We start from the raw sequence: 1,258 nt of genomic DNA, 5'->3' as shown, positions 1-1,258 counted from the left end.
TGTAGTGGCACAGTAAATTTGGCCACCTGATTAAAGGTGATATCCTCACCTCAACACAAAACAGGTGACTTAATGAACAAAAAAACTAAGCGTACTTTCACCCCTGAGTTCAGGCTGGAATGTGCGCAGTTGGTTGTTGATAAGGGCTACTCATATCGACAAGCCAGTGAAGCGATGAATGTCGGCTCTACCACCCTTGAGAGCTGGGTACGCCAGCTCCGGCGAGAGCGCCAGGGCATCACGCCCTCTGCGACGCCTATCTCCACAGAGCAGCAACGAATCCGAGAGCTGGAAAAGCAGATTCGCCGTCTGGAGGAACAGAATACGATATTAAAAAAGGCTACCGCGCTCTTGATGTCCGACTCGCTGAACGGTTCACGATAGTTGCCAGACTGAGTGACAGCCACACGGTTGTCAGCCTTTGTTCCGCTCTGGAAATACACCGCAGTAGTTACCGGTACTGGCGAAAGCGACGCGATACCGTTAATCCGGCGCAGGTCAGGTTGTGCAGCGAAATACGCCGGGCGTGGAACCAGAGTCGGGGCTCTGCAGGCGCACGCACGCTTGCGGAAATGCTGACTCAAAACGGTGTCCCGATGAGCCGTTACCGGGCCGGGCGTCTGATGAAATACCTGAGCCTGAGCAGCTGTCAGCCCGGAAAACATCAGTACAAAAATGCCCGACAGGAGCATACATGCCTGCCGAATCTGCTCGAACGTCAGTTCGCTGTGCCGGAGCCTGACAGGGCATGGTGCGGAGATATTACGTATATCTGGGCAGGAAATCGCTGGTGCTATCTGGCGGTCGTCATGGATCTTTTTGCCCGCAGAGTGGTTGGCTGGAGCCTGTCAGAAAATGCTGATACAGCGCTGATAAGCAGCGCCCTGCGGATGGCATATGAGACGCGAGGCCAGCCGCGTGATGTGATGTTCCACAGCGATCAGGGAAGCCAGTATACAGGCCTGAAATATCAACAACTTCTCTGGCGTTACAGAATAAAGCAAAGCGTCAGTCGGCGGGGAAACTGCTGGGATAACAGCCCTATGGAGCGCTTCTTCCGCAGTCTGAAAACAGAATGGGTACCGGCGAATGGTTACGCAGGCAAGGACGAGGCCCGGCGACAAATCAGTGATTATATATTGAACTACTACAATAGTGTCAGGCCTCACCATTACAACGGTGGACTGACGCCGGAAGAATCAGAGAACAGATACCGTTTTTACTGTAAAACCGTGGCCAATATTACTTGACCACTACA

The 1,258-nt window shown here is 53.0% G+C and carries 1 protein-coding gene; it reads left to right on the top strand.

Translation table 11 applies throughout. From position 1 onward, the window contains the following. The first annotated feature begins 36 nt into the window (after positions 1-36). A protein-coding gene (locus NR114_RS24190) for an IS3 family transposase (protein ID WP_129941928.1) occupies positions 37-1,250 on the top strand; the annotation gives its coding sequence in 2 pieces (ribosomal slippage) (positions 37-331 and positions 331-1,250; 1,215 coding nt in all). Positions 1,251-1,258 lie beyond the last annotated feature (8 nt).

Source organism: Serratia sp. Ser99 (assembly GCF_024519545.1).
In the GTDB taxonomy this organism is placed as follows: Bacteria; Pseudomonadota; Gammaproteobacteria; order Enterobacterales; family Enterobacteriaceae; genus Serratia; species Serratia liquefaciens.
Note: the sequence above shows the minus strand (reverse complement) of the source record. Positions and strands in the feature narration are given on the sequence as shown.